General features: G+C 65.5%; 25 protein-coding genes and 1 tRNA gene. 10 read left to right on the top strand and 16 right to left on the bottom strand.

From position 1 onward, the window contains the following. Nucleotides 1–141 precede the first annotated feature (141 nt). From AC1DW0_RS07345 to rpsO, 6 genes are all read right to left on the bottom strand, one after another. A tRNA-Leu gene (locus AC1DW0_RS07345) sits at nt 142–226 on the bottom strand. Nucleotides 227–338: 112 nt separating this feature from the next. Further along, the gene (secG, locus tag AC1DW0_RS07340) at nt 339–719 is read right to left on the bottom strand and encodes a preprotein translocase subunit SecG (RefSeq protein ID WP_056196914.1); all 381 of its coding nucleotides are present in this window, start codon (nt 717–719) and stop codon (nt 339–341) included. A 215-nt stretch (nt 720–934) separates the two neighbouring features. Continuing rightward, the gene (gene tpiA / locus AC1DW0_RS07335) at nt 935–1678 is read right to left on the bottom strand and encodes a triose-phosphate isomerase (protein WP_056196912.1); all 744 of its coding nucleotides are present in this window, start codon (nt 1676–1678) and stop codon (nt 935–937) included. After that, nucleotides 1675–2676 carry an NAD(P)H-quinone oxidoreductase gene (locus AC1DW0_RS07330; RefSeq protein WP_457354088.1) on the bottom strand — a complete coding sequence of 334 codons (1002 nt, stop codon included), beginning with the start codon at nt 2674–2676 and terminating at the stop codon, nt 1675–1677. The genes tpiA and AC1DW0_RS07330 overlap by 4 nt, the downstream gene beginning before the upstream one ends. An 11-nt stretch (nt 2677–2687) precedes the next feature. After that, nucleotides 2688–4838, bottom strand: coding sequence for a polyribonucleotide nucleotidyltransferase (gene pnp, locus AC1DW0_RS07325; protein ID WP_457354090.1), 2151 nt, complete (start codon nt 4836–4838; stop codon nt 2688–2690). A gap of 206 nt (nt 4839–5044) precedes the next feature. Then, nucleotides 5045–5311 carry a 30S ribosomal protein S15 gene (rpsO, locus tag AC1DW0_RS07320; RefSeq protein ID WP_057299620.1) on the bottom strand — a complete coding sequence of 89 codons (267 nt, stop codon included), beginning with the start codon at nt 5309–5311 and terminating at the stop codon, nt 5045–5047. 391 nt (nt 5312–5702) lie between these two features. Here rpsO and AC1DW0_RS07315 point away from each other — a divergent pair, with 391 nt between their 5' ends. After that, a complete protein-coding gene (locus AC1DW0_RS07315) occupies nt 5703–6098 on the top strand; it encodes an Hsp20/alpha crystallin family protein (protein WP_056196906.1) in 396 nt (131 codons plus the stop codon). On the opposite strand, the gene tsaD is transcribed toward AC1DW0_RS07315, so the two are convergent. From tsaD to uvrB, 9 genes are all read right to left on the bottom strand, one after another. After that, nucleotides 6095–7138 (bottom strand): tRNA (adenosine(37)-N6)-threonylcarbamoyltransferase complex transferase subunit TsaD, encoded by a 1044-nt coding sequence (tsaD, locus tag AC1DW0_RS07310; protein WP_457354092.1) that lies wholly within the window; start codon nt 7136–7138, stop codon nt 6095–6097. The genes AC1DW0_RS07315 and tsaD overlap by 4 nt on opposite strands. Then, nucleotides 7135–7473, bottom strand: coding sequence for an ISC system 2Fe-2S type ferredoxin (gene fdx / locus AC1DW0_RS07305; protein ID WP_056196904.1), 339 nt, complete (start codon nt 7471–7473; stop codon nt 7135–7137). The genes tsaD and fdx overlap by 4 nt, the downstream gene beginning before the upstream one ends. A gap of 8 nt (nt 7474–7481) precedes the next feature. Then, nucleotides 7482–9326 carry a Fe-S protein assembly chaperone HscA gene (hscA, locus tag AC1DW0_RS07300; protein ID WP_477945265.1) on the bottom strand — a complete coding sequence of 615 codons (1845 nt, stop codon included), beginning with the start codon at nt 9324–9326 and terminating at the stop codon, nt 7482–7484. Nucleotides 9327–9331: 5 nt separating this feature from the next. Beyond that, entirely contained in the window at nt 9332–9850 is a 519-nt protein-coding gene (gene hscB / locus AC1DW0_RS07295) for a Fe-S protein assembly co-chaperone HscB (protein ID WP_056196900.1), read from the bottom strand. 60 nt (nt 9851–9910) lie between these two features. Continuing rightward, nucleotides 9911–10234, bottom strand: coding sequence for an iron-sulfur cluster assembly protein IscA (iscA, locus tag AC1DW0_RS07290; RefSeq protein WP_056196898.1), 324 nt, complete (start codon nt 10232–10234; stop codon nt 9911–9913). 1 nt (nt 10235) lies between these two features. After that, nucleotides 10236–10622, bottom strand: a complete 387-nt coding sequence (iscU, locus tag AC1DW0_RS07285) for a Fe-S cluster assembly scaffold IscU (RefSeq protein WP_056196896.1) — start codon at nt 10620–10622, stop codon at nt 10236–10238. Between the two features lie 86 nt (nt 10623–10708). Continuing rightward, entirely contained in the window at nt 10709–11929 is a 1221-nt protein-coding gene (locus AC1DW0_RS07280; protein WP_477945264.1) for an IscS subfamily cysteine desulfurase, read from the bottom strand. Between the two features lie 24 nt (nt 11930–11953). After that, a complete protein-coding gene (iscR, locus tag AC1DW0_RS07275) occupies nt 11954–12487 on the bottom strand; it encodes a Fe-S cluster assembly transcriptional regulator IscR (protein WP_477945263.1) in 534 nt (177 codons plus the stop codon). Between the two features lie 184 nt (nt 12488–12671). Further along, nucleotides 12672–14801, bottom strand: a complete 2130-nt coding sequence (gene uvrB, locus AC1DW0_RS07270) for an excinuclease ABC subunit UvrB (RefSeq protein ID WP_477945262.1) — start codon at nt 14799–14801, stop codon at nt 12672–12674. A 127-nt stretch (nt 14802–14928) separates the two neighbouring features. Between uvrB and AC1DW0_RS07265 the strand changes: the two genes are divergently transcribed. The 8 genes from AC1DW0_RS07265 to AC1DW0_RS07230 all read left to right on the top strand — a co-directional run bounded on the left by AC1DW0_RS07265 (nt 14929) and on the right by AC1DW0_RS07230 (nt 20865). Next, entirely contained in the window at nt 14929–16116 is a 1188-nt protein-coding gene (locus AC1DW0_RS07265) for an amino acid aminotransferase (protein WP_457354099.1), read from the top strand. Between the two features lie 131 nt (nt 16117–16247). Further along, a complete protein-coding gene (locus tag AC1DW0_RS07260) occupies nt 16248–17567 on the top strand; it encodes a polyhydroxyalkanoate depolymerase (RefSeq protein ID WP_057299630.1) in 1320 nt (439 codons plus the stop codon). A gap of 7 nt (nt 17568–17574) precedes the next feature. Then, complete coding sequence (gene rsxB / locus AC1DW0_RS07255) at nt 17575–18219, top strand: electron transport complex subunit RsxB (RefSeq protein WP_457354103.1); 645 nt, start codon at nt 17575–17577, stop codon at nt 18217–18219. A gap of 10 nt (nt 18220–18229) precedes the next feature. Further along, the gene (gene nth, locus AC1DW0_RS07250; RefSeq protein WP_457354105.1) at nt 18230–18871 is read left to right on the top strand and encodes an endonuclease III; all 642 of its coding nucleotides are present in this window, start codon (nt 18230–18232) and stop codon (nt 18869–18871) included. A 13-nt stretch (nt 18872–18884) separates the two neighbouring features. Further along, the gene (locus AC1DW0_RS07245) at nt 18885–19094 is read left to right on the top strand and encodes a hypothetical protein (protein WP_056196883.1); all 210 of its coding nucleotides are present in this window, start codon (nt 18885–18887) and stop codon (nt 19092–19094) included. Next, a complete protein-coding gene (locus tag AC1DW0_RS07240) occupies nt 19091–19378 on the top strand; it encodes a cell division protein ZapA (RefSeq protein ID WP_056196881.1) in 288 nt (95 codons plus the stop codon). Before AC1DW0_RS07245 ends, AC1DW0_RS07240 begins: the two co-directional genes overlap by 4 nt. Nucleotides 19379–19597: 219 nt before the next feature. Then, the gene (locus AC1DW0_RS07235; RefSeq protein WP_457354107.1) at nt 19598–20056 is read left to right on the top strand and encodes an EVE domain-containing protein; all 459 of its coding nucleotides are present in this window, start codon (nt 19598–19600) and stop codon (nt 20054–20056) included. Further along, nucleotides 20053–20865, top strand: coding sequence for a sulfite exporter TauE/SafE family protein (locus AC1DW0_RS07230; RefSeq protein ID WP_457323802.1), 813 nt, complete (start codon nt 20053–20055; stop codon nt 20863–20865). The genes AC1DW0_RS07235 and AC1DW0_RS07230 overlap by 4 nt, the downstream gene beginning before the upstream one ends. Here AC1DW0_RS07230 and AC1DW0_RS07225 read toward each other — a convergent pair. Further along, nucleotides 20862–21875 carry a GGDEF domain-containing protein gene (locus AC1DW0_RS07225; protein ID WP_457354108.1) on the bottom strand — a complete coding sequence of 338 codons (1014 nt, stop codon included), beginning with the start codon at nt 21873–21875 and terminating at the stop codon, nt 20862–20864. The two genes, AC1DW0_RS07230 and AC1DW0_RS07225, sit on opposite strands and share 4 nt — an antisense overlap. A 214-nt stretch (nt 21876–22089) precedes the next feature. Between AC1DW0_RS07225 and AC1DW0_RS07220 the strand changes: the two genes are divergently transcribed. Beyond that, complete coding sequence (locus AC1DW0_RS07220) at nt 22090–23307, top strand: BaiN/RdsA family NAD(P)/FAD-dependent oxidoreductase (RefSeq protein WP_457354110.1); 1218 nt, start codon at nt 22090–22092, stop codon at nt 23305–23307. The last annotated feature ends 85 nt before the right edge of the window (nt 23308–23392 follow it).

Raw genomic sequence — 23392 nt, 5'->3', positions numbered from 1 at the left:
AGCAAAACCAAAGTCTCGCTCGCGGATCGCGCCCGCCTTGAACCTAGCCTCAATCAACCCAGCCTGAGGCTGAGCGACTTTGGCGACAGGCCGCTATGGCTGACTCCCGCATCAGTGCCGCGGGAATCCTAGCCGATGTTCTGGTGCCGTCGGCGAGACTCGAACTCGCACAGCTTTCGCCACTACCCCCTCAAGATAGCGTGTCTACCAATTTCACCACGACGGCAGGTACTCAAACATGCCTGGCAGCTAGTGAGGGTTTGCGTGCCAGACAGCCTCGAATTCTATACCGGGAATTAGGGGTCTCCCGGTGAGGAAGCGAGGTTTTTAGTCGGACTTCAGTTGGTTGCGGCAGACGCAGCAGCCGAGGCCGTTGCAGCAGGCGCAACGACGGCACCAGGGATGGCGGCAGCGCCCGACGCGGCGGGGGCGATGACGGCGGCGCGGTCCAGCACGCTGTCGGCAGTCGGTGCGGCTGTGCGGCCGTTGGACAGGAAGGCCAGGCCCAGCGTGCAACCAAAGAACAGCGTGGCGGCGACGGCCGTGCTGCGCGACAGGAAGTTGGCACTGCCGGTGGCACCGAACAGGCTGCCCGAGGCACCGCTGCCGAAGGACGCGCCCATGTCGGCGCCCTTGCCGTGCTGCACAAGCACCAGACCGATGATCACCAGGGCCGAGAGCAACTGAACGATCAACACCAGATTCGCAAAGAACTGCATTCCAAACACTCCATCAAAACTTGATGACGCCGCCGCTCCATGCGACAGGCGCCGGGATACTTCACCTATTTCCGGGCCGAGCGCTGGGCCGCTCCCGAGCCGGCCCGCCTGAGGCCGCTTGCGGCTCAATGCCGCAGGCGGCCTCGTCCCCGCGGGGGACCGACCAGGTTGGCGCGCGTTCAGCGCCGCAAGACTGGGCGAGGGGCAGCTTCATTTCAGTGCGTCGCCGCCAGGCAGATGGCGGCGAAATCCGCCACCTTCAACGACGCGCCGCCAATCAGGCCGCCGTCGATATCGGGCTGCGAGAACAACTCGGCCGCGTTGTCAGCCTTGACGCTGCCGCCGTAAAGGATGCGCATGACACCGGACTTGTCCGTCGCGGCGTGCAACTGCGCGCGCAGCACCGCATGCACGGCTTGCGCCTCGGCGGGCGAGGCGGTCAGGCCGGTGCCGATGGCCCAGACGGGCTCATAGGCAACGACCATTTCGCCGCAGCAATGGCCCAGCGTGTGGATGACGGCGGCGAGTTGCCGCTTGACGACGGCTTCGGTCTGGCCGGCTTCGCGCTCAGCACGCGTTTCGCCGACGCAGACGATGGGTGTCACGCCATGGGCCAGCGCGGCCTTGGCCTTGTCGGCGACCAGTTGGTCGCTTTCCGCGTGATAAGCGCGGCGCTCCGAATGGCCGACGATGGCGTAGCGGCAGCCGACGTCCGCCAGCATGGCCGACGAGACCTCACCGGTGTAGGCGCCCTGCTCGTGCGAGGAGCAGTCCTGCGCGCCGTAGGTGATGGCCGTGCCGGTCAACGCGAGCGCCGTCTCGGCGATATAGAGGGTGGGCACGCAGACGGCGACGTCAGCGTTCCAGGGGCCTGCCTCCTTGAGGCCGGCCAGCAGTTGGGCGTTGGCAGCGCGGCTGCCGTGCATCTTCCAATTGCCAACGACGAGTTTTCTTCTCACGGCTCACTCCTTGACCAGGTCAGCACGATCTTGCCGATGTGCTGGTTGGATTCCATGCGCGTGTGCGCCTCGGCCGCCTGGGCCGCGGGCAACTCGCGGTCAATGACGGGCTTGATGCGACCGGCCTCGATCAGCGGCCAGACCTTGTCGCGCAGTGATCGCGCAAGGCCCGCCTTGAACGCTGCCGAGCGCGGGCGCAGTGTCGAACCGGTGATCGTCAAGCGCTTGCGCAGCACGAGGCCGGCATCGATCTCCGACTTCACGCCGCCCTGCACAGCGATCAACGCCAGGCGACCATCCTCGGCCAGCGCCTGAACGCCACGGCCGATGTAGTCGCCGGCCACCATGTCCAGGATCACGTCGACACCGCGGCCACCGGTGGCGGCCTTGGCTTCAACGACGAAATCCTGCTCGCGGTAGTTGATCACGACGTCAGCACCCAGCGCCTTGCAAGCCTCGGCCTTCTCGGCGCTGCCGACCGTCACCAGCACCCGGGCACCCAGCGCCTTGGCGATCTGGATGGCGGTCACGCCGATGCCGCTGCTGCCGCCGTGGATCAACAGCGTCTCGCCCGGCTGCAATGCAGCGCGGTCGAACACATTGGCCCAGACGGTAAAGCAGGTCTCGGGCAGCGTCGCGGCCTGAGCCAGCGTCCAACCCTTGGGCACCGGCAGGCATTGCCCGATCGGCGCCGTGCACAGCTCGGCATAGCCGCCGCCATTGACCAGCGCGCAGACCTTGTCGCCCAACTTGAAGCCATGCGCCGCCAGAGCCTCGGAGTCACCAGCGACGATCTCGCCCGCAACTTCCAACCCCGGCAGATCGCTCGCACCCGGCGGCGGCGGGTAGGCGCCCTTGCGTTGCAGCACATCCGGGCGGTTGATGCCCGAAGCTGCGACGCGGATCAGGCACTCGCCCGAGCCCGCGACTGGATCCGGCCGTTCGGCCAGCTCCAGCACCTCGGGCCCGCCGGGGCGGGTGATCGCGATGGCTTTCATCGCTCTCGCAATTATTCTGCGGCGGGCGGCGTGTGGTCAGCGGCCGGCATCGGAGCAGCTTCACGCTCGGGACGGTCCAGCAGTGCCTTCATCGACAGCTTGATGCGGCCCTTCTCGTCCGTCTCCAGGACCTTGACCTTGACGATCTGGCCTTCGCTCAGGAAGTCGGTGACCTTCTCGACGCGCTGGTGGGCGATCTGGCTGATGTGCAGCAGGCCGTCCTTGCCAGGCAGCAGGTTCACGAGAGCACCGAAGTCCAGGATCTTGGTGATCGGGCCTTCGTAGACCTTGCCGACTTCGACTTCCGCCGTGATTTCCTGGATGCGCTTCTTGGCCAGTTCAGCCTTGTCGGCGTCCGTGGAAGCGATCGTGATGGTGCCGTCTTCGCCGATGTCGATGGTCGTGCCGGTCTCTTCGGTCAGCGCGCGGATCGTGGAGCCGCCCTTGCCGATGACGTCACGGATCTTCTCCGGGTTGATCTTCATCGTGTACAGGCGGGGCGCGAATTGCGACACCTCGGTGTTGGCCGTGCCCATGGCCTCGACCATCTTGCCCAGGATGTGCAGGCGGGCTTCCTTGGCTTGCGCCAGGGCGACCTGCATGATTTCCTTGGTGATGCCCTGGATCTTGATGTCCATCTGCAGGGCGGTGATGCCGGTCGTCGTGCCGGCCACCTTGAAGTCCATGTCGCCGAGGTGATCTTCATCACCCAGGATGTCGGTCAGCACGGCGAACCGGTTGGCGTCCTTGATCAGGCCCATGGCGATGCCAGCCACGTGGGCCTTCATCGGCACGCCGGCGTCCATCAGTGCAAGGCAGCCGCCGCAGACGGAAGCCATCGACGAGGAGCCGTTGGACTCGGTGATTTCCGAGACGACGCGCAGCGAGTAGGGGAAGTCTTCCTTGCTCGGCAGTGCGGCGATCAGCGCGCGCTTGGCCAGACGGCCGTGGCCGATTTCGCGGCGCTTCGGCGAACCCACACGACCCGTCTCGCCGGTGGCGAAGGGGGGCATGTTGTAGTGCATCATGAAGCGGTCTTCGAACTCGCCGTCCAGCGCGTCGATGCGCTGGGCGTCACGGTCCGTGCCCAGGGTCGCGATGACCAGGGCCTGCGTCTCGCCGCGCGTGAACAGCGCCGAGCCGTGGGTGCGCGGCAGGATGCCGTTGCGGATTTCGATGGGACGCACGGTGCGGGTGTCGCGACCGTCGATGCGCGGCTCGCCGGCCAGGATCTGGCTGCGCACGATGCGGGCTTCGATCTCGAACAGCAGACCTTCGACCTCGACCTTGTCGAAAGCGACGCCTTCGTCCTTCAGCGCGGCGAAGACGCTGGACGTCACGCTGCGGCAGGCTTGCGTGCGGGCTTGCTTGGAGCGGATCTGGTAGGCCTCGCGCAGGGAGCCTTCGGCCAGGCCGTTGACCTTGGCAATGAAGGCCTCGTCCTTGGCGGGGGCAGTCCAGGTCCAGGTCGGCTTGCCGGCGTCACGCACCATGTCATTGATGGCGGCGATGGCGACATTGCCTTGCTCGTGGCCGTAGACCACGGCGCCGAGCATGATTTCTTCAGACAGGCCCGAGGCTTCAGACTCGACCATCAGCACGGCGGCTTGCGTGCCGGCGACGACCAGGTCCATCTGGCTGTTGGCCAGTTCGGACTTGCTGGGGTTCAGCACGTATTCGCCGTTGACGTAGCCCACGCGGGCGGCACCGATCGGGCCATTGAAGGGGATGCCGGAGATGGCCAGCGCAGCGGACGTGCCGATCAGCGCGGCGATGTCGGCCTGGACTTCGGGGTTCAGGCTCACCACGTGGATGACGACCTGGACTTCATTGAAGAAGCCTTCCGGGAACAGCGGGCGGATCGGGCGGTCGATCAGGCGACTGGTCAGCGTCTCGTGCTCGGAGGGGCGGCCCTCGCGCTTGAAGAAGCTGCCGGGGATCTTGCCGGCGGCATAGGTTTTCTCGAGGTAGTCGACGGTCAGTGGGAAGAAGTCCTGGCCGGCCTTGGCTTCGGTCTTGGCGACCACGGTGGCCAGCACGACGGTGCCTTCGATGTTGACAAGGACGGCGCCGGTGGACTGGCGGGCGACTTCACCCGTTTCCAGCACGACGTTGTGGCGGCCCCATTGGAAGGACTTCGTGACCTTGTTGAAAATGGACATGCTCATCTCCTGGTTGTGGTGGGTGCGGGGGCACCCGGGGGAACCGGGAACGAGACTGGGTTTGGTCCAGATGCCATTCCAGGGCGGCTCGAAAAAACCGTCTTGGAATGATCCGACACCACGTCAGCTCGGTTCCGGTAGATAGATGGACAAAGAGCCTGTACTGGGCTTGAGGACCAGACAGGCTCCATGTCGGATGGGGCGAATTACTTGCGCAGGCCCAGCTTGGCGATCAGCGCGACATAACGGCTGGAATCAACGCGCTTAAGGTAGGCCAGCAGGCTCTTGCGGGTGTTGACCATCTTCAGCAGACCGCGGCGACCGTGGTGGTCCTTGGCGTGGGTCTTGAAATGGGGCGTCAGGTCGTTGATGCGGGCGGTCAGCAGGGCGACCTGGACTTCCGGCGAGCCGGTGTCATTGGCGCTGCGTGCGTTGGCCTTGACGATCTCGGCCTTCTTTTCGGCGATGGACATTTGTTTTCCAAAAGGTTTCGGAAGTCCGGCCGGGCGAGACGCAACTACTGGCGCTGCCGCAGACGGTTTCCGGGGTTGACTTGCGGACAAGGGGGAAACCGCCCCGAGCCGTGCTGGTGTTCTGCAGCCCAACAAGGACGTTGGACGCGCAAAACCTGCGGATTCTAGCCGAAAGCGGTGGGAGCCCCAAACCGCGGCAGGCCAAGCGAGCGGACATGTGGACGTGGATGCTGGTTTCAAGAGCCAAAACCGCCCTGCCCTGCAAATGCGTGACTTCTATTCGTCAGCGCATGAAAGGCTCTTGAAGCGCTCTCACACCGCCACATCTCTGGGTCATCGGGTGCTGCTCCCGACCCTTCGAAGCAGCGTCAAACCGCCACGGAGTTTCACCATGTTCTATCTGACCCACCCCCGCCATGTCGCCCGCGTCCTGCGCCAGTTTGATGCGGAGGCCAATGCCACTCGCACCCCGGCCCTCGACGTCAGCGAGGACGACAAGGCCTACCGCGTGACGGTCGACATGCCTGGCGTGGCCAAGGATGCCGTCAAGGTCCGCATCGAAGGCCGCCGCGTCAACATCGAGACCGCCACCGAAGAAGCGGCTGCGCCGACTGACGGTTCCCGCGTGCTGTACCGCGAGCGCCGCGCCGCCAGCTATGCCCGCAGCTTCTCGCTGCCGGCCGAGATCGACCAGGGCCAATCCGAAGCCCGCTTCGAGAACGGCGTGCTGACGCTAAATCTGGTCAAGCGCGTTGCCGAAAACGGCGGCCAGCTGACGGTCAACTAAGCCGCAGTCAGGTCCCAGCGCGGGCGGACTGCAAAGCCGCCATCGTGGCTGGGATTGGCCATGCCGCGCTGCACCCGCAGCGCGGCGGCCATCGCGATCATGGCGCCGTTGTCGGTGCACAGAGACAACTCGGGGTAGTGCACGCGCACGCCTCGTTTGGCGCAAGCGGCGTTCAATTGCTCGCGCAGCTTGGCGTTGGCGCCAACACCACCGGCGACGACGAGGCGCTTGAGCCCGGTCATCTTCAAGGCCAGCAGCGACTTCTTCACCAGCACCTCGACGATGGCCGCCTGTGTGGAGGCGGCCAAGTCGGCGCGTGTCTGGTCACATGGCGAATCGCCAATCTTCTTGACTTGCGTCAACACCGCCGTCTTCAGGCCGGCAAAGCTGAAATCCGGCTTGCCGCTGTGCAGCAGCGGACGCGGTAGCGCGAAAGCCTCCGGGTTACCGAATTCGGCCATGCGTGCCAGATGCGGGCCGCCGGGGTAAGGCAGGCCGAGCAGCTTGGCACTCTTGTCGAAGGCCTCGCCGGCCGCGTCGTCGATGGTCTCGCCGAGGATCTCGTAGCTGCCCACGCCGTCCACGCGCATCAGTTGCGTGTGGCCGCCGCTGACCAGCAGCGCGACAAAGGGAAACTCCGGCGGGTCTGTCGACAGGAAGGGCGACAGCAGATGCCCTTCCAGGTGATGGATGGGCAGCGCCGGCACATCGAGCGCAGCGGCCAGCGACACCGCCACGCCGGCGCCCACCAGCAACGCCCCCGCGAGGCCGGGGCCCTGCGTGTAGGCGATCAGATCGACGTCCTGCAGCGCCAAGCCGGCCTGGGACAGAACCTCGCGCGTCAGCGGCAGCACGCGGCGCACATGATCTCGCGAGGCCAACTCGGGCACGACGCCGCCGTAGGCCTGGTGCATCGTGATCTGGCTGTGCAGCGCCTGCGCCACCAGCCGCGGCGGCGCATTGCCATCGATCTCGACAAGCGCAACCCCGGTCTCGTCGCAGGACGACTCGAACCCAAGGATGCGCTGAACCGAATTCACTTACCTTCCTTGGCGTGGTTGATCGAGTATTTGGGAATCTCAACCGTGACGTCCTGCTGGCGCAACAGCGCCTGGCAGGACAGGCGCGAGTCGGGCTCCAGCCCCCAGGCGCGGTCCAGCATGTCCTCTTCGTCTTCTTCCATCTCGCTCAGCGAACGGCCGCCCTCACGCACGATCACGTGACAGGTCGTGCAGGCGCAGACCTGGTCACAGGCGTGCTCGATGTGGATGTCGTTGGCCAGCAGCGCTTCGCAGATCGACGTGCCGGGCGTAGCGGTGATGCTGGCGCCGTCGGGGCAATACTCGGCGTGGGGAAGGATCTTGATGACGGGCATGTCAGTTCTCAAATCTGGTTGACGGCACGGCCGGTCAGCGCGCGGGCGATGGAGCGGTTCATGCGCTCGGCGGCAAAACCTTCGGTCGCCTCGGCCAGCGCCTTGACGGCCGCATCGATGGCATCGGCATCGCCATCCATCTTGGCCAGGGCCAACAGGCGCGCCTCTAGCGCCTCACGCTCGGCTTCGGGCAGCAGGTCGCCATCGGCGGCCAGCGCGCTGCGCGTCGCGAGGACCATGCGCTCGGCCTCCACCTTGGCCTCGCGCAGCTTGCGCGCCGCCATGTCGCCCTCGGCGCTGGCAAAACCATCCTTCAGCATGTTGGCAATCTCGTCGTCGCCGAGGCCGTAGCTGGGCTTCACGGTGATGGCCGCCTGCACGCCCGAGGTCAGCTCCTCAGCCGATACGTTCAGCAATCCGTCGGCATCGACCTGGAAGCTGACGCGGATGCGCGCCGCGCCGGCCACCATGGGCGGGATGCCGCGCAGCTCGAAGCGCGCCAGCGACCGGCATTCGCTGACCAACTCGCGCTCGCCCTGCACAACGTGAATGGCGAGCGCCGTCTGGCCGTCCTTGAAGGTCGTGAAGTCCTGGGCCTTGGCGACGGGGATGGTCGAGTTGCGCTCGATGACTCGCTCAGTCAGGCCGCCCATGGTTTCAAGACCCAGCGACAGCGGGATCACGTCCAGCAGCAGGATCTCGCCATCGGCCGCGTTCCCGGCGAGCTGGTTGGCCTGGATGGCGGCACCCAGCGCGACGACCTCGTCGGGATTCAGGTTGGTCAGCACTTCGCGGCCGAACAGCGCGCCCACCGCATGGCGCACGATGGGCATGCGCGTGGAGCCGCCGACCATGACGGTGCCCGCCACATCGGCCGCCTTGACCTTGGCGTCGCGCAGCACGCGTTTCACGGACGAAAGCGTCTTGGCGATCAGCGGTTGGGCCAGTTGCTCGAACTGCTCGCGCGAAACGATCACGCGCAGTTCACCCGCGTCCAGCGCGGCGACCAATTCGGTCGAGTCAGCGTCAGACAGCGCCTCCTTGGCCGCACGTGCGGCGACGAGGACGGCGCGCTTGTCATGCGCAGATTCGACGACGCGATCGGCGAGCGCCCAGTCGGCCAGCACGCGGTCGAAGTCATCGCCGCCCAGAGCCGCATCTCCGCCGGTCGCGACGACCTCGAACACGCCGCGCGTCAGGCGCAGCAACGATATGTCGAAGGTGCCGCCACCCAGGTCGTAGACCGCGTACAAGCCTTCGCTGGCGTTGTCCAGGCCGTAGGCGATGGCAGCAGCGGTCGGCTCGTTGATGAGGCGCAATACCTTGAGGCCGGCCAGCTCGGCGGCGTCCTTGGTAGCCTGGCGCTGGGCGTCATCGAAGTAGGCCGGCACCGTGATGACGGCACCGAACAGGTCGTCGACAAAGCTGTCCTCGGCGCGAAAACGCAGCGTAGCCAGAATCTCGGCGGACACCTCGACCGGGCTCTTCACGCCGTCGCGCGTGGCAACGGCCAACATGCCGGGACGGTCCTCGAACTGATAGGGCAGCTGCTCGCGGTTGGCCACGTCGGCCAGGCCGCGGCCCATGAAGCGCTTGACCGAGACGATGGTGTTCTCGGGGTCTTCGGCCTGGGCCGCGAGCGCGTCAGCGCCGATCTGGCGGCGGCCTTCTGGCAGGTAGCGCACGGCGGACGGCAGGATGACCCTGCCCTGTTCGTCGGGCAGGCATTCGGCCACGCCGTGGCGAACGGCGGCGACGAGGGAATGCGTCGTGCCGAGGTCGATGCCCACGGCGATGCGGCGCTGGTGCGGGTCGGGCGAGGCGCCGGGTTCGGAGATTTGGAGAAGAGCCATGGTGTTCAGGCATCCAGCGCGGCGAGGCGCTGGTCGATATCGGCACGGAAGCGCTGGATGAACATCAGCGCGCGGACCTGGGATGCGGCAGCCGGCGCGTCGCCGGCTTCGTCGAGCAGACGCTGCACGGTGGCAAGCGCAGAGGTTTCGGCTTGCGCCGCGTCGTCATCCAGTGCCTGGAGGGCGGCTTCGCCGTCGGCGTCGTCAAGCGATTCGCGCCATTCCATCTGCTGCATCAGGAAGGCCGCGGGCATCTGCGTGTTGTTCTCGGCTTGAACCGGCGCACCACGCAGCTCGCACAGATAGGCGGCGCGCCTGAGCGGGTCGCGCAGACGTTGGTGGGCCTCGTTGACACGCATGGCCCACTGCATGGCCAGGCGCTGGGCGGCAGCACCTTCCGACGCAAAGCGATCCGGGTGGACCTCGGCCTGCAGCGACTTCCAGCGCGCATCGATGTCGGCGCGCACCTGGGCCTGCTGTTCAGGCAGGCCGAAGAGCTGGAAATCGTTGTCGGTCAGGCGCATGGCAGAGTGGAAAAGCAAAAGGCGCGGTTCACACCGCGCCTGTCGTCGAGTCAGCGAGTTTCAGACACGGAAGGACTCGCCGCAGCCGCACTTGTCTTTCTCGCGCGGATTGCGGAACTTGAAGCCTTCGTTGAGGCCTTCGCGGACGAAGTCCAGCTCGGTGCCGTCGAGGTAAGGCAGGCTCTTGGGGTCGATGAGGATCTTGACCTCATGGCCCTCGAAGATCACGTCCTCTGGCGCCACCTCATCGGCGTATTCCAGCTTGTAGGCCAGGCCCGAGCAGCCGGTCGTTTTCACGCCCAGCCGCACGCCCACGCCCTTGCCGCGCTTGGCGATGTAGCGCTTGACGTGGCGGGCTGCGGCTTCGGTCAGCGTGACGGACATGTCAGTTGGCGTGCTTGGCGCGGTAGTCGTCCACCGCTGCCTTGATGGCGTCTTCAGCCAGGATGGAGCAGTGAATCTTGACCGGCGGCAGCGCCAGCTCTTCGGCGATGTGCGTGTTCTTGATCGTCAGCGCCTGGTCCAGCGTCTTGCCCTTGACCCATTCGGTCACGAGCGAGCTGGAGGCGATGGCCGAGCCGCAGCCATAGGTCTTGAACTTGGCGTCCTCGATTAGGCCGGTCGCCGGGTTGACCTTGATCTGCAGCTTCATCACGTCGCCGCAGGCGGGCGCGCCGACCATGCCGGTGCCGATGTCGTCATCGCCGTTGTCGAACTTGCCGACGTTGCGGGGGTTCTCGTAGTGGTCAACGACCTTTTCGCTGTATGCCATGGTGTTCTCCTTCTAGGTTGCCAAGGGGCTTGCAAGCCCCTTGGCCTGCCCACCGCGGACGACAGTCCGCAGTGGGCTGTCGTCCGTCAGTGGGCAGCCCACTGGATGGTCGAGATGTCGATGCCGTCCTTGTACATGTCCCAAAGCGGGGACAGTTCGCGCAGCTTGGCCACGCGGTCGGTCAGCACGCTGATCGCGTAGTCGATTTCTTCTTCGGTCGTGAAACGGCCGATGGTCATGCGCAGCGAACTGTGCGCCAGCTCGTCGCTGCGGCCCAGTGCGCGCAGCACATAGCTGGGCTCCAGGCTCGCCGACGTGCAAGCCGAGCCCGACGACACCGCCAGGCCCTTGACGCCCATGATCAGCGACTCGCCCTCGACGTAATTGAACGAGATGTTCAGGTTGTGCGGCACGCGGTGCTCGAGGTCACCGTTGATGAAGGTCTGCTCGATACCGGACAGGCCCTTGATCAGCTTGTTGTGCAGTGCGCGGATGCGTTCGCTCTCGGCGCCCATTTCCTCGCGGGCGATACGGAAGGCCTCGCCCATGCCGACGATCTGGTGCACGGGCAGCGTGCCGGAGCGCATGCCGCGCTCGTGGCCACCGCCGTGCATCTGCGCTTCCAGGCGCACCCGTGGCTTGCGACGCACATACAGGGCGCCGATGCCCTTGGGGCCGTAGGTCTTGTGAGAAGCCAGGCTCAGCAGGTCGATGGGCAGCTTGGCCATGTCGATGGCGACCTTGCCGGTGGCCTGGGCCGCGTCGACGTGGAAGATGACGCCGCGCTCACGGCAGAGATTGCCCAGCGCAACGACGTCCTGGATGACGCCGATCTCGTTGTTCACGTACATGACCGAGGCCAGGATGGTGTCCGGGCGCAGCGCGGCCTTGAAGGCCTCCAGGTCGACGAGGCCGTTTTCCAGCACATCGAGGTAGGTCACCTCGAAGCCCTGGCGCTCCAGCTCACGCATGGTGTCGAGCACGGCCTTGTGCTCGGTCTTGACCGTGATCAGGTGCTTGCCACGCGTCTTGTAGAACTGCGCGGCGCCCTTCAGGGCCAGGTTGTTGGACTCGGTCGCGCCGGACGTCCAGACGATCTCTCGCGGGTCGGCACCGATCAGCTCGGCGACCTGCACACGCGCCTTCTCGACCGCCTCTTCCGCTTCCCAGCCCCAGGCGTGGCTGCGCGACGCCGGGTTGCCGAAGTGCTCGCGCAACCAGGGAATCATCGCGTCCACCACGCGGGGATCGCACGGCGTCGTCGCGCCGTAGTCGAGGTAGATCGGGAAGTGCGGGGTCATGTCCATGGAACGACTTCTTGTGAGTTCTTCTTACTTGCTGAACGCGCCACCCAGGGCGAAGACCGAATTCGGCGCCGTCACGCGGATGGGCTTGAGCACGGGCTGGCTGGAGATGGCGCGCTTGATCGGTGCGGCCTCGACCTCGAAGCCCTTGGCCAACTGCTCATCGGCAAGCTTGCGCAGGGACACGGAGTCGAGGTACTCGATCATCTTGGCGTTCAGATTGGTCCAGAGTTCATGGGTGATGCAGCGGCCGCTGTCCTCGCCCATGCAGTTTTCCTTGCCGCCGCAACCGGTGGCGTCCAGCGCCTCGTCCACGGCGACGATGATGTCGGCGACGGTGATGTTCTCGGCCTTGCGGCCGAGCGAGTAACCGCCACCGGGGCCACGGGTGCTTTCCACCAGTTCATGGCGGCGCAGCTTGCCGAAGAGCTGCTCCAGGTAGGAGAGCGAAATCTGCTGCCGTTGGCTGATCGCCGCCAGGGCGACCGGGCCGGTATTCTCGCGCAGCGCCAGGTCCAACATCGCGGTGACAGCAAACCGGCCTTTGGTGGTGAGACGCATACGAAACTCCTTTGCGAGGCGCCTGAACAGGATTTGTCCAGGACAAATGATCGGGGTTAACCCGGGACGCACGGACAATAGCCGAGCGAATCATTTCCGATGATTTTACTCGACTACTCGGCCACTTCCTATGGCCGGCAGGTATCCCTAGGTTTCGGCGGGCTTTTGCTGCGCCGCAGCAGCTTCAGCGGGCTGAACCGGCCTTGCGGGCACTGTCCAGGGGCACGATGTTGTCGTGCACGCGGGCGCCGAAGGCCTGCTCGCGCAATTGCCCCAGCTGATCGCGAATGCGGGCGGCTTGCTCGAACTCGAGGTTGCGGGCGTGCTCCAGCATCTGCTTTTCGAGCTGGGCGATACGTTTGGCCAGATCCTTCTCGGACAAGTCCTCGACCTTGGCCGCCGCCAGCAACTTGGCGTCGTCGCGGCCGGATTCGGCGGAGTAGACGCCGTCGATCAGGTCCTTGATGCGCTTGGTCACGCTGCGCGGCGTGATGCCGTTTTCCGCGTTGAAGGCGACCTGCTTGGCGCGGCGCCGCTCGGTCTCGCCGATGGCCTTGCGCATCGACTCGGTGATGCGGTCACCGTAGAGGATGGCCTTGCCGTTCAGGTTGCGCGCCGCGCGGCCGATGGTCTGGATCAGGCTGCGCTCGGCGCGCAAAAAACCTTCCTTGTCAGCGTCCAGGATGGCGACCAGCGACACCTCGGGGATGTCCAGGCCTTCGCGCAGCAGGTTGATGCCCACCAAAACGTCGAAAGCGCCCAGGCGCAGGTCGCGCAGGATCTCGACGCGCTCGACCGTGTCCACGTCCGAGTGCAGATAGCGCACCTTGACGCCGTTGTCGCTGAGGTAGTCGGTCAACTGCTCGGCCATGCGCTTGGTCAGCGTCGTGATCAGCACGCGCTCGTTGACCTCGACGCGCAGGCGGATCTCCTGCAGCACGTCGTCCACCTGGTGCGTCGCCGGCCTCACCTCGACGATGGGGTCGACCAGGCCGGTGGGCCTCACCACCTGCTCCACAACCTGGCCGGCGTTGTCCTGCTCGTACTGGGCCGGCGTGGCCGACACGAAGACGGCCTGGCGCATCTTGCGTTCAAACTCGGCGAACTTCAGCGGCCGGTTGTCCATGGCCGATGGCAGCCTGAAGCCGTACTCGACCAGCGTCGTCTTGCGAGCCCGGTCGCCGTTGTACATGCCGCCGAACTGGCCGATCAGCACATGGCTCTCGTCCAGGAACATGAGGGCGTCCTTGGGCAGGTAGTCCACCAGCGTCGGCGGTGGGTCGCCCGGCTCGGCGCCGGACAGGTGCCGCGTGTAGTTCTCAATGCCTTTGCAGTGGCCCACCTCCTGCAGCATCTCCAGGTCGAAGCGCGTGCGCTGCTCGACGCGCTGCGCCTCCACCAGCTTGCCCTCCTTGACGAAGAAGTCAACGCGCTCGCGCAGCTCCGCCTTGATCGCGTCGGTGGCCGCCAGCACGCGGTCGCGCGGCGTCACGTAATGGCTGCTCGGGTAAACGGTGAAGCGCGGGATCTTCTGGCGGATCTGCCCCGTGAGAGGGTCAAACAGCGACAGCGCCTCGATCTCGTCGTCGAAGAGTTCGATGCGGATGGCCAGCTCCGAGTGTTCGGCCGGGAATACATCGATGGTGTCGCCGCGCACGCGGAAATGCCCGCGCACGAACTCCATTTCGTTGCGGGTGTACTGCATGCGGATCAGGTGGGCGATGACGTCGCGCTGGCCCATCTTGTCGCCCACGCGCAGCGTCATCACCATCTGGTGGTAGTCGCTCGGGTTGCCGATGCCATAAATGGCCGATACGGATGCCACGATGATCACGTCGCGCCGCTCCAGCAGGCTCTTGGTGCACGAAAGCCGCAGTTGCTCGATGTGCTCGTTGATCGCGCTGTCCTTCTCGATGAAGAGATCGCGCTGCGGCACATAAGCCTCGGGCTGGTAATAGTCGTAATAGCTGACGAAGTACTCGACGGCGTTGTTCGGAAAGAAGTCCCGGAACTCGCTGTAGAGCTGGGCCGCCAGCGTCTTGTTCGGCGCAAAGACGATGGCCGGGCGCCCCAGGCGGGCGATGACATTGGCCATCGTGAAGGTCTTGCCCGAACCGGTGACGCCCAGCAGGGTCTGGTAGCTGAGGCCGTCGTTGATGCCTTCGATGAGCTTGGCGATGGCGGTCGGCTGGTCCCCCGCCGGCGGGAAAGGCTGGAACAGCTGGAACGGCGAGCCTTCGAAGCTGACGAATTCGCCCTTGCGTTCCTCCGAGTCACTTTCTGGACTGGGCATGACGTTCAAGGCTTCTTGCATGGGGAATTCCCTGGGTTCGGCGGCAAAATTGCTGCGCTGCATTGCTGCAATGCAGAAGCGGTCAGGTTAGCGCAGACCCTGATTCTTCAAGCCTCCCCTCCTGCCAACGTCCCTTCAGGAACCCGCCATGTCTTTGTTCGCCGATGTCGCCCTTGCTCCCCGAGACCCCATCCTCGGCCTGAACGAACAGTTCAACGCCGACACCCGCCCCGGCAAGGTCAATCTCGGCGTTGGCGTCTACTACGACGAAGCCGGCAAGCTGCCGCTGTTGAAATGCGTCCGCGAAGCCGAGGCCGCCATGGCCGCCGCCCCCAAGCCGCGCGGCTACCTCCCCATTGATGGCATTGCCGCTTATGACAAGGCCGTTCAGAAGCTGGTCTTCGGCTCCGAACTGAAGAACGTCGCCACCGTGCAGGCCCTAGGCGGCACCGGCGCGCTGAAGATCGGCGCCGACTTCCTGAAGCAGCTCAACCCCGCCTCCAAGGTGCTGATCTCCGACCCGAGCTGGGAGAACCACCGGGCCCTCTTCACCCAGGCCGGCTTCACGGTCGAAACCTACCCCTATTACGACGTGGCCAAGAAGGGCATCAACTTCGACGGCATGTTGGCCGCGCTGAATGCCGCACCCGCCGGCACCGTCGTCGTGCTGCACGCCTGCTGCCACAACCCGACCGGCTATGACATCACGGCCGAGCAGTGGGCCCAGGTCGTCGCCGCCGTCAAGGCCAAGGGCCTGACGCCCTTCCTCGATATGGCCTACCAGGGCTTCGGCTTCGGCCTGAAGGAAGACGGCGAAGCGGTGCGCCAGTTCATGGCCGCCGGTGTCGGTTTCTTTGTGTCGACCAGCTTCTCCAAGAGCTTCTCGCTGTACGGCGAACGCTGCGGCGCGTTGAGCGTGGTCTGCAGCAGCGACGAGGAAGCCGTGCGCGTGCTGTCGCAGCTGAAGATCATGATCCGCACCAACTACTCCAACCCGCCCACGCATGGTGCCCAGGTCGTCGCCCAGGTGCTGTCCGACGACAAGCTGCGCGCGCTTTGGGAAGAGGAGCTGGCCGGCATGCGTGTGCGCATCAAGGCCATGCGCGGCGCGCTGGTCGCCGCGCTGAAAGCTGCCGGCGTGACCCAGGATCTGTCCTTCGTCACTGAGCAACTGGGCATGTTCAGCTACTCGGGCTTGAACGCCACCCAGATGCAGCGTCTGCGCAGCGAGTTCGGCGTCTATGGCGTGGACTCTGGCCGCATCTGTGTCGCCGCACTGAATGAGGGCAATCTGCCCACCGTCGCCAGCGCGATGGCGGCGGTCATCAAGGGCTAAAAACCCTTCAATGCACCAGCCAAGTGCGCAGGATTGGCGGTTTGACCGCCCATCCGATGCTGCAGCGCACAAGGCCGAAAGCGTTTTCTGGCACCATCGGGGCGTCCCGGCCCCTAGTTCAAGGTTTGCCAATGCTGTATCAGTTCTTCGAAACCCAGCGCGCGCTGCTCAGTCCCTTCTCTGAGTTCGCAGCCGCGTCGGCCAAGCTCTACAGCCACCCGCTGTCACCGTTCACCCACACGCCGATGGCGCAGCGCCTGTCTGCCGGCCTGGACCTGATGCATCGGCTGGCCAAGGACTACGAGAAGCCTGAGTTCGACATCAAGTCCGTGGAGGTCGACGGCGTCGACGTCGCGGTGCAGGAGCTGGTGGCGCTCGAGAAGCCCTTCTGCCGCCTGCTGCGCTTCAAGCGTTACACCGACGATCTCAAGGTGCTGGCCAAGATGAAGGACCAGCCCACGGTGCTGGTCGTGGCGCCGCTGTCCGGCCACCACAGCACGCTGCTGCGCGAAACCGTCAAGCAACTGCTGAAGGACCACAAGGTCTACATCACCGACTGGACCGACGCGCGCATGGTGCCGCTCGAAGTCGGCCCCTTCCACCTGGACGACTACATCCACTACGTGCAGGAGTTCATCCGCCACGTCGGCGGCGCCGACAGCCATGTGATCTCCGTCTGCCAGCCCACCGTGCCTGTGCTGGCTGCCATCTCGCTGATGGCCAGCGCCGGTGAAGCCACGCCGCGCAGCATGACCATGATGGGTGGCCCCATCGACGCCCGCAAGAGCCCGACGGCCGTCAACAACCTGGCCATGAACCGCAGCTACAGCTGGTTCGAGAACAACGTCATCTACCGCGTACCGACCAACTTCCCGGGCGCCGGCCGCGAGGTCTACCCGGGCTTCCTGCAGCACACCGGCTTCGTTGCGATGAATCCGGACCGCCACCTGTCGTCGCACTACGACTACTTCCTGGACCTGGTGCGCGGCGACGATGACAGCGCTGAAGCCCACCGCAAGTTCTACGACGAATACAACGCCGTACTCGACATGCCGGCCGAGTACTACCTCGACACCATCAAGACCGTCTTCCAGGACTTCGCGCTGGTGAACGGCACTTGGGCAGTTGACGGCCACTTCGTGCGCCCGCAGGACATCAAGACCACCGCGCTGCTGACTGTCGAGGGCGAGTTGGACGACATCTCCGGCGCCGGTCAGACCAAGGCGGCACACGACATCTGCTCGGGTGTTGCCAAGCAGCACCAGTACCACTACGACGCCATTGGCGCCGGCCATTACGGCATCTTCTCGGGCCGCCGCTGGCGCGAGAAGGTCTATCCCGAAGTGCGCGACTTCATCGCCAAATACGAAGCTGCGCCGCTAAAGAAGACGGCCAAGGTGGCGGTGGCCAAGACCACAGCCAAGCCGGCGGCCCGCAAGCGCAAGGCTTGAATCCAGCGTGAACCTCGCGGAGCTGATCGACGCCGCACTGCCGCAGACCCAATGCACTCGCTGCGGTTACCCGGACTGCCGCCGCTACGCCGACGCCATCACCGCGAGTGAGGCCGAGATCAACCAATGCCCTCCTGGCGGTGCAGAGGGCATTGCGCGACTCGCCGCGATCACCGGGCGCCCTGCCCTGCCATTGAATCCCGTCAACGGCATTGAAGCCACGCGTGGCGTCGCCGTCATCGACGAAGCCTGGTGCATCGGCTGCACCCTCTGCATCAAGGCCTGCCCGGCCGACTGCATCGTCGGGGCACCCAAGGCCATGCACGTGATCGTCACTGCTCAGTGCACCGGCTGCGAACTGTGCGTACCGGCCTGCCCGGTCGACTGCATCTCCATGCCCGAGGTCACCACTGCCACCGGCTGGGCGGCCTGGAGCCCGCCGCAGGCCGACGAGGCGCGCGAGCGCTACGCCTTTCGCCAGTTCCGCCGCCATCGCGAAGCCGAAGAGAACGCAGCGCGCCTGGTTGTCAAGGCCGAAGCCAAGCTGGCGGACCTGCCGGCGGCATCTGCGATCACCGACCCCGCGCAGCTCGACCGCAAGCGCGCGGCCATTGAAGCCGCGCTTGCCCGCGCCAGGGCCAAACGGACATGACAATCGCGGCATGAACGCGAGCCAAGTCGAACGCTTCTTCGCCATCCTCAAGGCTGCCAACCCGGCGCCCCAGACCGAACTGGAGTTCACCAGCGTCTTCGAGTTGCTGACCGCCGTGCTGCTGTCCGCCCAGGCCACCGACGTGGGTGTCAACAAGGCCACCAGGCGACTGTTCGCGGTTGCCAACACACCCGCGCAGATCCTCGCCCTTGGCCAGGAAGGCCTCGAGTCGCACATCAAAACCATCGGCCTGTACCGCAGCAAGGCTAGGCATCTGCTGCAGACCTGCCGCATGCTGATCGACCTGCATGGCGGCGAAGTGCCACGCTCACGCCCCGATCTCGAAGCCTTGCCTGGTGTCGGCCGCAAGACGGCCAACGTCGTGCTCAACGTTGCTTTTGGCGAGCCGACGATGGCGGTTGACACGCACATCTTCCGCGTCAGCAACCGCACCGGCCTCGCACCAGGCAAGACGCCGCTGGCCGTCGAGCTGGGCTTGCTGGACCGCGTGCCAACCGACTATCTGGTTGACGCCCATCACTGGCTGATCCTGCACGGCCGCTATGTCTGCCAGGCGCGCAAGCCACTGTGCAATGTTTGCGCGGTCATCAACGAATGCGACTACGGCCGGAACCTAAAATCCGCCGCCTGAACCCTCACACGCCATGGCCCAACTCAGCGACCTCACCGAACGCGTCGAACGCCTGCTGCTGCGCCACGACGAGTTGACCCGAACCAACACCCTGCTGCTCGAGCAGGTGGCGGCCCTCACGCAAGAGCGTGACAGCCTGCGCTCACGGCTGAATGCGGCGCGAGCGCGCGTCGATGCGCTGCTGGAGCGCCTGCCCGTCGAGACGCCCAAGGAAGACGTATGAAGCAGATGGAAGTGACCATCATGGGCCAGAGCTATCTGCTCGGCTGCCCCGAAGGCGGCGAAGCTGCATTGAGCTCCGCCGTGGCCCAGGTGGACCGCGAGATGAGCGCCATCCGCGACGCCGGCAAGGTCAAGGCACGCGAACGCATCGCCGTATTGGCCGCGCTGAACCTGGCCTATCAGCTCGCCGACACCTCGCGTGAGACGCCGGTGTCAACGCCCGAAATCGATACCCTCGTCAAGCGCCTGGATGAAGCACTCGGTCACGACGGGCAGCTGCTCTAAGACTTAGAATTCACGTCGTCCACCGCTTTCCCCGGGGCTTTATTTCCTTCATCCGATGCTCTATGAGCAAGGGCTTGGAACATGCCGGACGGGCGTGATCGTCTCGCGTCAGATGAACCCGAAGTCCGGCTGACCTCGCCCACCTGATTACCCCTGGGTGTTCAGGATCTCGGCCCCCCGGATTGCGGTGGACACCTTCTTCCCGCTTAGCATCAGCTGATGAACTACTGGCTGATGAAATCAGAGCCCGACGAGGCTTCGATCCTCGACCTGCAACGCGCCGGCACTTTGCCATGGACAGGCGTCCGCAACTACCAGGCGCGCAACTTCATGCGCGACGACATGCAGGTGGGCGATGGCGTGCTCTTCTATCACTCCTCCTGCCCCGAGCCGGGCATCGCCGGCCTCGCCGAGGTCAGCAGCGCGGCCTATCCGGATGCGACGCAGTTCGACGCGGGCAGCCATTACTACGACTCCAAGTCCAAGCCCGAGGCACCGCGCTGGGTCCATGTTGACGTGCGCTGGCGCGAGACGACGCGGTTGCTGAGCCTGAAGGAAATGCGCGAGGCGCCGGAGCTCGCGTCGATGCGCGTGCTGGAGCGCGGCAGCCGGCTGTCGATCACGCCGGTCACGCCGGCCGAATGGCAAGCCGTGTTGAAGCGCCTGCACGGCAAATGACAGCCACCCTCGCCGCGGAACTGCTCGCACTCGGCCTCGCGGCTGGCTTCCTCGCGGGATTGCTCGGCATCGGCGGCGGCATGCTGATGGTGCCCGTCCTGACCTTCATCCTGAGCCAGCGCGGCGTCGAGCCGGGCCTGGCGGTCAAGATGGCCATCGCGACGTCCATGGCCACCATCATGTTCACGTCGCTGTCCAGCGTGCGCGCCCATCACCAGCGCGGCGCGGTGCGCTGGGATCTCGTCAAGGGCTTGGCGCCCGGCATCCTCATCGGCGGCCTGCTGGCGGGTGCCGGCCTGTTCGCCCTTCTCAAAGGCGCCTGGCTGGCCTTGGTCTTCGCCGCATTCGTCAGCTTTTCGGGTTGGCAGATGCTGCGCAACAAGCGCCCGGCGCCCAGCCGGCAGATGCCTGGCACGACCGGCCAGTTCAGTGCGGGCGCGGGAATCGGCCTGCTTTCAGGCATGGTGGGGGCTGGTGGCGGCTTTGTCAGCGTGCCCTTCATGGTCTGGTGCAATGTGCCGGTGCACCTCGCCGTCGCGACAAGCGCCGCCCTGGGCTTCCCGATCGCGGTCGCGAACACGCTCGGCTACGTCATTGGCGGTTGGGGGCTGACGCCGGCCCTGCCAGGATCGGTGGGCTACCTCTATTTGCCAGCGCTGGCGTTGATTGCCGTGGCCAGCGTGACGATGGCACCGCTCGGCGCACGCGCAGCCCATGCCATGGACGTGGCTCAGCTGAAAAGGGTCTTCGCGATGCTGTTGTTCGCGCTCGCGGCCTACATGCTCTACAAGGGGCTGTCGGAGCTTTAGCCGAAGGCAATGGACGCCAGCACGACCTGGTTGCCACCGCGGCGTTGCGCCTCGTGGACGGCCGCTTCGCTGGCGGCCATCAGCTCGTCCTGGCGCGAGGCGGTATGCGGGAAGCTGGACACGCCCATCGAGATGGACAAGCCCAGGTCCTGGCCATTCAACACGACGATCTGGGCCGCGCACTGGCGGCGCAGCTGCTCCATGCGTGCGTGGGCCGTCGCCAGGCCCACGCCGGACAGCAGCACCGCAAAGCGTTGCGGCCCGATGCGGCAGGCCGAGTCCATCGCCCGCGTGTTGGCGCGCAGCATGCGACCGATGCCCTCGAGCAGGCGCTGTTGGGCGTCATCACCCAGGCCGGTGATGGTCGGCGAGGCATCCAGCGCAATGATGACAAGGGCGAACTCACGATGCTCGCGCGAAGAAAGGTCGATCTCGCGCAGCAGCTGGTCGTCGAACTGGGCGCGCATGTAAAGGCCCGAAACATCGTCGCGGCCCGAACCCTGCTGCAGCTCGCGGCGGATCTGCTCGATGGAGGACTGCTGCTGCTCGATCTGGGCCAGGGCGCGCTGCAGATGGGCCTCTCGGTGGCGCTCCTCGGTGCGCTCATGCCATACCGAGAGCAGGAAGTCGGCACTCAGGGCCAGCCGGGTGACGCTGAACTCGCGGCGACGGCTGTTGATTTCCAGCTTGTGCTCGCTGACGACCGGGTGACGCTGGGCCATGACCGTCTGCTCGACACGACGCAAGGCCGTCGTCTCGTCGGCCTTGAGCAACTCGGCGTCCGTGTGGCCGACCACCGCTTCACGCTCGAACATCTGCGCCAGGCCCGTGCTCGCAAATACGTATCGGCCGGTGGACATCGCCTTGATCGCCGCCTGGCTGCCCAGGGGCTCGATCAACGAGATGAGGCCGGCCAGTGTCTCGCCGCCCAGTTCTCCGTGGCCTGCCAGCCAATGCGCCAAGCTGCCGGGCGGCGGCTGCATCGCGGTCTGGTCAGCGGTCATGTCCATGAGATCGTTGTGATGCCATCGTGTATTCGCGGCGCAATGCCGCGAATACCAAAGGTGTCGGGGGACTGTAGTGGGGCCAAAGCAGCACCAGCAAGGCCGTGCCACCCCATGAATCGGGCCTCCCCCCTAGAAGACCCTTTTGCTACCCGGCGTGAATCCTAACGAGTTTCGATGCGCCCACCCACGACAATGCCGCCCCATTCACGGGAGGTCTATGCGGGGATTCGATGCGGTGGTGGTGGGCGCGGGGGCGGCAGGGCTGTTCTGTGCTGGCCTGGCGGGCCAGCGGGGTCTCAAGGTGCTGCTGATCGACCACTCGCCCAAGCTGGCCGAAAAAATTCGTATCTCGGGCGGCGGCCGGTGCAATTTCACGAATCGTGAGGCCGGGCCGGCCAATTTCCTGTCCGAAAACCCCGCCTTCTGCCGCTCAGCCCTGGCCCGCTACACCCCGCAGGACTTCATCAAGCTCGTGCAGGGCTATGGCATCGCCTTCCACGAGAAGCACAAGGGCCAGTTGTTCTGCGACGACTCCGCTGAGCAGATCATCCAGATGTTGGTCAAGGAATGCGAGGCGGGTGGCGTGACGCGCTGGCAGCCCTGCACGGTGGCGGACGTGCGCAGGCTGCCCGAAGGTGGCTTCGAGTTGGACACCAGCCAGGGTCCGGTGCTGGCGCCGCGCGTCGTCGTCGCGACCGGCGGGCTGCCTGTGCCCAAGATCGGCGCCAGCGACTGGGGCCTGCGACTGGCCAAGCGCTTCGAGCACGCCATCGTGGAGCCGCGCCCGGCGCTGGTGCCTCTGACCTTCGATGCGGACGCCTGGGCACCCTTCGCTGCCCTGGCCGGGTTGTCGTTGCCAGTGGAAGTCAGCGTTGGCAGTGGCAAAGCGCGCATGCGGTTCCTTGAAGACCTGCTGTTCACACATCGTGGTCTCAGCGGCCCGGCCATCCTGCAGATCTCAAGCTACCGCGCCGATGATCAGGCGCTGCAGCTCAATCTGGCGCCCGACCTCCAACTGGAGAAGGAACTTGTCCAGGCCAAGGCCACCTCACGCCGCCAACTCGGCAACGAATTTGCGTCCCGCCTGCCGCAGCGCCTGGCGGCCGTCTGGCTGGAGCGCGCAAACCTGGACGCCACCAAACCGCTGCCCGACTGCCGCGACGCCGACCTGCAGCGCCTGGGCCGCAGCGTGCACGATTGGCAGCTGATGCCCAGCGGCGACGAGGGTTGGCGCAAGGCCGAAGTCATGCGCGGTGGCGTCAGCACCAAGGAACTGAGTTCGCAAACGCTCGAGAGCAAGCGCGTCCCGGGCCTGTATTTCATCGGTGAAGTCGTGGACGTGACCGGCTGGCTGGGCGGCTACAACTTTCAATGGGCGTGGGCCAGTGCAGCTGCCTGCGCCCGGGCCATGGCGGACACCGCCACAACAGCTTGAGCGAATCTTGGCAAGTCGTTGATTTTCTGGCTACAATCCCCGGCTTTGCTGGCAAACCTGCGCGTCGATTCGCTGCACTTCTCGA

The organism is Roseateles sp. P4_D2 (genome assembly GCF_056401875.1).
The sequence above is the reverse complement of the archived record's forward strand: the minus strand, read 5'-3'. Positions and strand labels throughout refer to the sequence as shown.

Bases quoted from the DNA above. Each gene is read 5' to 3' on its own strand.
- nth (WP_457354105.1), top strand. From the start codon at position 18,230: ATGAACGCGAGCCAAGTCGAACGCTTCTTCGCCATCCTCAAGGCTGCC.
- AC1DW0_RS07245 (WP_056196883.1), top strand. From the start codon at position 18,885: ATGGCCCAACTCAGCGACCTCACCGAACGCGTCGAACGCCTGCTGCTG.
- fdx (WP_056196904.1), bottom strand. From the start codon at position 7,473: ATGCCCGTCATCAAGATCCTTCCCCACGCCGAGTATTGCCCCGACGGC.
- secG (WP_056196914.1), bottom strand. From the start codon at position 719: ATGCAGTTCTTTGCGAATCTGGTGTTGATCGTTCAGTTGCTCTCGGCC.
- AC1DW0_RS07220 (WP_457354110.1), top strand. From the start codon at position 22,090: ATGCGGGGATTCGATGCGGTGGTGGTGGGCGCGGGGGCGGCAGGGCTG.
- AC1DW0_RS07260 (WP_057299630.1), top strand. From the start codon at position 16,248: ATGCTGTATCAGTTCTTCGAAACCCAGCGCGCGCTGCTCAGTCCCTTC.
- AC1DW0_RS07315 (WP_056196906.1), top strand. From the start codon at position 5,703: ATGTTCTATCTGACCCACCCCCGCCATGTCGCCCGCGTCCTGCGCCAG.
- iscU (WP_056196896.1), bottom strand. From the start codon at position 10,622: ATGGCATACAGCGAAAAGGTCGTTGACCACTACGAGAACCCCCGCAAC.
- AC1DW0_RS07235 (WP_457354107.1), top strand. From the start codon at position 19,598: ATGAACTACTGGCTGATGAAATCAGAGCCCGACGAGGCTTCGATCCTC.
- hscB (WP_056196900.1), bottom strand. From the start codon at position 9,850: ATGCGCCTGACCGACAACGATTTCCAGCTCTTCGGCCTGCCTGAACAG.
- AC1DW0_RS07330 (WP_457354088.1), bottom strand. From the start codon at position 2,676: ATGAAAGCCATCGCGATCACCCGCCCCGGCGGGCCCGAGGTGCTGGAG.
- AC1DW0_RS07225 (WP_457354108.1), bottom strand. From the start codon at position 21,875: ATGGACATGACCGCTGACCAGACCGCGATGCAGCCGCCGCCCGGCAGC.
- AC1DW0_RS07265 (WP_457354099.1), top strand. From the start codon at position 14,929: ATGTCTTTGTTCGCCGATGTCGCCCTTGCTCCCCGAGACCCCATCCTC.
- AC1DW0_RS07280 (WP_477945264.1), bottom strand. From the start codon at position 11,929: ATGGACATGACCCCGCACTTCCCGATCTACCTCGACTACGGCGCGACG.
- iscA (WP_056196898.1), bottom strand. From the start codon at position 10,234: ATGTCCGTCACGCTGACCGAAGCCGCAGCCCGCCACGTCAAGCGCTAC.
- rpsO (WP_057299620.1), bottom strand. From the start codon at position 5,311: ATGTCCATCGCCGAAAAGAAGGCCGAGATCGTCAAGGCCAACGCACGC.
- iscR (WP_477945263.1), bottom strand. From the start codon at position 12,487: ATGCGTCTCACCACCAAAGGCCGGTTTGCTGTCACCGCGATGTTGGAC.
- AC1DW0_RS07230 (WP_457323802.1), top strand. From the start codon at position 20,053: ATGACAGCCACCCTCGCCGCGGAACTGCTCGCACTCGGCCTCGCGGCT.
- AC1DW0_RS07240 (WP_056196881.1), top strand. From the start codon at position 19,091: ATGAAGCAGATGGAAGTGACCATCATGGGCCAGAGCTATCTGCTCGGC.
- hscA (WP_477945265.1), bottom strand. From the start codon at position 9,326: ATGGCTCTTCTCCAAATCTCCGAACCCGGCGCCTCGCCCGACCCGCAC.
- uvrB (WP_477945262.1), bottom strand. From the start codon at position 14,801: ATGCAAGAAGCCTTGAACGTCATGCCCAGTCCAGAAAGTGACTCGGAG.
- pnp (WP_457354090.1), bottom strand. From the start codon at position 4,838: ATGTCCATTTTCAACAAGGTCACGAAGTCCTTCCAATGGGGCCGCCAC.